We start from the raw sequence: 5,480 nt of genomic DNA, 5'->3' as shown, positions 1-5,480 counted from the left end.
GGCCGACGAACTGGTCCCCGCCGCCGACCGGGCCGAGCCGCCCGGCAACTCGTGCATGATCGTGGTGGCCACCGACGTACCGCTGGACGCGCGACAGCTCGGGCGGGTCGCCCGCCGGGCGGTGTTCGCCATGGCCCGGGTCGGCGCGTCCTTCAGCGGCACCAGCGGCGACTACGCGATCGGGTTCACCACGTCGGATCAGCAGCCGATCCCGGACGGGGAGATCGACCCGGTGTTCGCGGCCGTGCTGGACGCGGTCGAGGAGGCGCTGCTGAACTCGCTGTTCACCGCAGTCACCACCACGGGCGTGGGTGGCCGTACCAGTCACGCGGTTCCGCACCGGGCCGTGCTCGAGCGGCTGGCGGCGGCTGGCCGGCTGATTCCGGAATCACCGGCGGAAACGCGCTGATTGCTCGCAACCCGGCCCGCCCCGCCCAGCCGCGGTGGCTACGGTTGACGCTGCCGGAGGGTCCGGCCGAGGAGGCGTCGAACTGGCCGTGGACGGCTATGGCGTGCAGGTCACGCTCGTGTTCGTGTTGGTGTTGGTGAACGCGGTGTTCGCGGGCAGCGAGATGGCGTTGGTGTCGCTGCGGGAGAGCCAACTGCAGCGCCTGGAGCGGACCTCCCGGGGCGGCCGGGTGCTGGCGAAGCTGGCGCGGGATCCGAACCGCTTCCTGGCCACCATTCAGATCGGCATCACGCTGGCCGGTTTCCTCGCCTCGGCCGCCGCCGCGGTGTCCCTCGCGGCGCCGCTGGTGGGCCCGCTGGGATTCCTCGGGTCGGCCGCCGAGCCGGTCTCGGTCGTCGTCGTCACCATCATCCTGACCTTCGTCACGCTGGTGCTCGGCGAGCTGGCGCCGAAGCGGATCGCGATGCAGCGTGCCGAGGGCTGGGCGCTGCTGGTGGCCCGCCCGATCGACGCGCTGTCGACGTTCTCCCGCCCGGCGGTGTGGCTCCTGAGCAGGTCGAGCGACGCCGTCGTACGCCTGGCCGGCGGCGACCCCCGGGCGCGCCGGGAGGAGGTCACCACCGAGGAGCTGCGGGACATGGTCGCCGCGCAGCGCAACCTCACCCCGGAGCACCGCACGATCATCTCGGGCGCGTTCGAGGTGGCCGAGCGGATCCTGCGGGAGATCCTCGTCCCGCGCCGCGACGTCGTCACGTTGTCGGCGGATCTGTCCGCGCCGCAGGCGCTGCGCGAGCTGGGCAGGTCGGGGCAGACACGCGCCCCGGTCGTGGGTCGCGGCGGACTGGACGACACTGTCGGCGTGGTGCACATGCGGGACCTGCTCGACCAGGAAGGGCCGGTCGCCGACCACGCCAGCCCGGCGGTGTACCTGCCGGAGACGCTGAAGGTGACCGAAGCGATCCGGGAGCTGCGCGCCCAACGGCAGCAGTTCGCGCTCGTGGTCGACGAGCGCGGGTCCATCGACGGCATCGTCACGATGGAGGACCTGGTCGAGGAGATCGTCGGGGAGATCTACGACGAGACCGACCGGGACGTGCAGGCCGTCGTACGGGAGGCGGACGGCGCGCTGCTGATGCCCGGCGGGTTCCCGCTGCACGACCTGGTCGACGTGGGCATCGACCTCGACGAGTCCACCCTCGAAGCCGGGGACTACACGACGGTGGCCGGCCTGGTCCTGGCGCATCTCGGCCACATCCCGAAGACCCCCGGCGAGACGGTCGAGCTGCCCGGCCTGAGCGCCGAGGTGGCGGAGGTGACGGGCCGGGCCATCACCCGGGTACGCCTGCGGACGACGCCGACGCGCGACGAGCCGGACTCCTGAGTCCGGCCGTACTCGTCAGCCTGGCTCGGCGTCGAAGCTCCGGCGGGCCTGCTCGATCTGGGGCAGGTACGCGTCGGCCCAGTCGAGCAGGACGTCGATCGGTGCACGCAGGGTCTTGCCCAGCCGCGTGATCCGGTACTCGACCGCGACCGGCCGGGTCGCCACCACGTGGCGTTCGACGATGCCGTTGCGTTCGAGCCGTCGCAGCGTCGCCGTGAGCGACTTCTGTGTCACCGCCGGGATCGCGCGGCGCAGCTCGTTGAAGCGACAAGGGCGTTCGCACAGCTCGTTGAGGACGCTCAGCGACCACTTGTCCAGCACCTGATCGAGCAGCTCGCGATGCGGGGCGTCGATGCGCAGCTCGTCGGCGCGCGCGCCTGCGGTATCGCCCATGAAACCAGGTCTCCTTGAAGTGTCCTTCGTCAACTAGGTATCAATGGTAAACCACCTAGGTCCCCATGGAGGAGACACGATGTCCGTCACCCGCTTCAGCCCTGCCGGTCTTCAGCCGCACACGCCGTACCACCACGTGGCGGTGGGCACCGGCACCCGTCACATCCACGTCAGTGGCCAGGTCGCGCGACTGGGCGACGGCACCCCTGTCGCACCGGGCGACCTCGGTGGGCAGGTCGCGCAGGTGCTGCGCAACACCGGGCGCGCCCTCGCCGGCGCCGACGCCTCGTTCCAGGACGTGGTCCGGCTGACCTTCTACGTCACCGGCTGGACGCCGGACAAGATCGGGCCCTTCATGGCCGGCATCGAGTCGGTCGCCGAGGAACTCGGGCTGCCCCAGCCGCTTCCGCCGGCGTCGCTGATCGGCGTCGAGTCCCTCTTCGAGCCCGACGTGCTCGTGGAGCTGGAGGCGACCGCCGTCGCGGAGTGAGATAAAGCAGGCAGCATCACCGGACAGCGACCCGGGGCCGCGGTCGGCGGATTTCCGCCGACCGCGGGTTGCCGCGTGGTCGAGGGGATCGGTGAAACTTGATGGACGCCCGCAACGTTGCGATCAGGCCGCGCGTGTAGTCGCCGATGAGGGACTTCGACGACTTTTACGCGGCGAGCTACGCGGACCTGACGGTGCAGGTGTACGCCTACTTCGGCGACCTGCACGAGGCCCAGGACGTCGTTCAGGAGGCGTTCTGCCGGGCGCTCGCCCGATGGCGGCAGGTCTCCGGCTACGACGACCCCGCCGCCTGGGTCCGGCGGGTCGCCTGGAACCTCGCGACCAGCCGCTGGCGGAGACTGCGCGTGATGCGGGCGTTCCACCGACGCCAGCGCGGCGAGCCGGTCGTCGCGGGACCGGAACCGGACCACGTCGCGCTGGTCGAGGCCCTGGCCTCGCTGCCCGCCGCGCAGCGGCGGGCAATGGTGCTTCGCTATCTCGCCGACCTGCCGGTCGCGGAGATCGCCGACCGCGAGGGGGTGCCCGAAGGCACCGTCAGGTCATGGCTGCCTCGCGGTCGGGCCACGCTCGCCGCCCGGCTCGGCCCCGAACCCATGGAGAAGTCGCATGCCTGAGGACATCACCGAGGAGCAGACCCGGAACGCTTTCGCCCTCATGCGCGCGGAGACTCTGACACACATCCGCCCACCGGGAACCGCGGCGGCGCAGCGGACCGTACGGAACCGGCGCCGCACCGGAATCGCCGCCCTCGCCGCCGGCGTCGGGATCGTGGTGGCGGGTGGCTTCGCCGTGACCCACCTGGCCACCAGCGAGCGATCCGCCACCCCGCCTGCGGCACCGAGCCTGTCGCCGTCCCCGTCGGAACTGCCCGCCGAACAACTCGACCGCATGGCCGCCACAGCAGCCGCCGCGCTCGGGATCACCTCCGTGGACAACAAGCAGCGCAGACGTGAGGGCAAAGGACCGATCCTCATGATCGGCTCCGAGCCCGCCCGGCGCGGCGGCATCAGTGGCACCGGGTACAACGAGAACAAGACCGGCGTCTACGTGCTCGACGTCCTGTGCGTCGGGGAAGGGACGCTCCGGACGCGGTTCTGGGCCGCGACCTCGGGGGCGGACGAGGCCGGGAATCCGGCCCCCATCCCTCCCGACGCCGCCGAGGCGCAGGTGCCCTGCAGTGACAAGCCGGAGCGCGTAAGCCTCAGCGTGCGCGCGCCCTGGCCCAAGAAGGTCTACGTCTCGATCGAGCCGGACCAGGCGGCCGAAGGGCGCGCAGCGCACGCTTCCCTCGTCCGCGTGCCGTAGCACCGCCCTCGGGGCCTCGCTCGGTGCCCTGACCTTTCGCAACTGTCCGGCACACGGGTGGACGGACCAGGGTCGCGTGGTCAGTTCGACCGCTCGAGGAAACGCATGACGAGTCGAATCAGGTACTGACGCGCAGACAGGAGCGGACCAACTTTGCCCCACCGTGGTGGACGCTCACCTCGACCGATGCGGATCATCGCCACCCTGCTTTCTGAGACCTTCCTGTTGAGAAGCTCGTCCGGCACACCGCAACTGGGTTCATCCGCCTCGGTCTCGTTCCACTCGCGGAGGTCGCCGATCGCCGTCAGGATTTCCGTGCGCTCCTCGGTCGATGCCGCGGAATCGGCAGCCCGGCCCAGTTCGGCTAGCGCCTCGGCCGCCCTACCTCGAAAGCCGCTGATGACTTCCAACGCACCGAGGCGTGCGCCCGGATCGGAGAGGTAACTCAGATAGAGCGTGAGGCTGCTTTCCACGAGTTCTCGGCACAGCGACAACAGATCAACTGCCCGCCCATGCCAGTTGATCAGCTCTGGATGGGCCGCTTCCCCGTTCCCGAGGGTCCTGAGCAACGCGAACGCCTCGTTCGGATGCGGGACGTCACGCCGCTCCAGGCGTTCGACAACATCGCAAATTGCGTACGGTGTTGCTTCGAAGACGTTCTCGTTCCAGGCAAGGTCTTGCACCAGCAGCCTGAACGCGTTCAGGCGGACCTGTTCATCGGGGGATGAGAGGTCGGCAAGCGCGGCTGGAATGTGACTGGATCGCCCGACGAAGCAGACGAGCTCTGACCAGCGAACGTCTTCCGAAGGCATGGGAGGCATGGTCTCGCAATCAGCCAGGCAAGGCTACGGCGATAGCGAGGGCCTTGCCGCGTACATCATGATCCTGCCTTGCCAAGGTCACGACCTGTTGGGGAGTTGAGACCGTGATCCGGCGGAACGACCCGCTCGCTCTGATGACGATCGTCATGTGCACGGCGGCCGGCGCTTTCGGCCTCGTAACGCCCTCCCGCATCGTCGACACCCAGCAGTTGCTGCTGATGGTTCTCACGCCGCTCGGCACGTGCGTACTGCTCATGTACCTCGCGGGGCCGGCTGCCTTCGTGGCGGTGACCCGCACGCATGTCGTCGTGGGCAACCCGCTCGTCAGATACAGCGTTCCACGGTCACTGGTCGACGGAGTACGGCTCGACGGGTTCGACATCGAGCTGCGAGTCTCCGGGCACCCGCCTGTTCCGATTGCCGCCCTGACCCCCAGCGTGGGTGGCCATCACCGGGTGCATCCGGGCGGGTACCAGACGCGCTTGAACAAGATCGCGGCGCTCCTGGACCACACGCCGGCGACGCCCGTAGCCGGCACGATGGTGCGCCGCTACCGGTATGCGCACCTCGGTCTCTTGACGGTGGACGTGCTGGCTCTGGTCGGAATGGTGCTCTACATCAGAACCGAAACGCTCGCGTAGAAGCGAACCGTGCCCCTAC

The 5,480-nt window shown here is 69.6% G+C and carries 8 protein-coding genes; 6 read left to right on the top strand and 2 right to left on the bottom strand.

All coding sequences use genetic code 11. The features are described 5' to 3' along the window. The coding region (locus KBX39_RS21620; protein ID WP_210872208.1) for a P1 family peptidase at positions 1-409 on the top strand (409 nt) is incomplete at its 5' end. 88 nt (positions 410-497) lie between these two features. Then, positions 498-1,790: a hemolysin family protein gene (locus KBX39_RS21615; RefSeq protein WP_210872206.1), complete on the top strand. Its 1,293-nt coding sequence runs from the start codon at positions 498-500 to the stop codon at positions 1,788-1,790. A gap of 15 nt (positions 1,791-1,805) precedes the next feature. Here KBX39_RS21615 and KBX39_RS21610 read toward each other — a convergent pair whose 3' ends face one another. Then, positions 1,806-2,183, bottom strand: coding sequence for a helix-turn-helix domain-containing protein (locus KBX39_RS21610; RefSeq protein ID WP_187692638.1), 378 nt, complete (start codon positions 2,181-2,183; stop codon positions 1,806-1,808). 79 nt (positions 2,184-2,262) lie between these two features. Here KBX39_RS21610 and KBX39_RS21605 point away from each other — a divergent pair, with 79 nt between their 5' ends. The 3 genes from KBX39_RS21605 to KBX39_RS21595 all read left to right on the top strand — a co-directional run bounded on the left by KBX39_RS21605 (position 2,263) and on the right by KBX39_RS21595 (position 3,999). Next, positions 2,263-2,673: a RidA family protein gene (locus KBX39_RS21605; protein ID WP_210872204.1), complete on the top strand. Its 411-nt coding sequence runs from the start codon at positions 2,263-2,265 to the stop codon at positions 2,671-2,673. 146 nt (positions 2,674-2,819) lie between these two features. After that, positions 2,820-3,308: a SigE family RNA polymerase sigma factor gene (locus tag KBX39_RS21600; RefSeq protein WP_210872202.1), complete on the top strand. Its 489-nt coding sequence runs from the start codon at positions 2,820-2,822 to the stop codon at positions 3,306-3,308. Further along, positions 3,301-3,999: a hypothetical protein gene (locus KBX39_RS21595; RefSeq protein ID WP_210872201.1), complete on the top strand. Its 699-nt coding sequence runs from the start codon at positions 3,301-3,303 to the stop codon at positions 3,997-3,999. Before KBX39_RS21600 ends, KBX39_RS21595 begins: the two co-directional genes overlap by 8 nt. A gap of 80 nt (positions 4,000-4,079) precedes the next feature. Here KBX39_RS21595 and KBX39_RS21590 read toward each other — a convergent pair whose 3' ends face one another. Next, the gene (locus KBX39_RS21590; protein WP_187692636.1) at positions 4,080-4,811 is read right to left on the bottom strand and encodes a hypothetical protein; all 732 of its coding nucleotides are present in this window, start codon (positions 4,809-4,811) and stop codon (positions 4,080-4,082) included. 143 nt (positions 4,812-4,954) lie between these two features. Here KBX39_RS21590 and KBX39_RS21585 point away from each other — a divergent pair, with 143 nt between their 5' ends. Then, positions 4,955-5,461: a hypothetical protein gene (locus KBX39_RS21585; protein ID WP_187692635.1), complete on the top strand. Its 507-nt coding sequence runs from the start codon at positions 4,955-4,957 to the stop codon at positions 5,459-5,461. Positions 5,462-5,480 lie beyond the last annotated feature (19 nt).

Source organism: Micromonospora sp. D75, from assembly GCF_018070405.1.
In the GTDB taxonomy this organism is placed as follows: domain Bacteria; phylum Actinomycetota; class Actinomycetes; order Mycobacteriales; family Micromonosporaceae; genus Micromonospora; species Micromonospora chalcea.
This window is presented reverse-complemented; position numbering and strand designations above follow the sequence as displayed.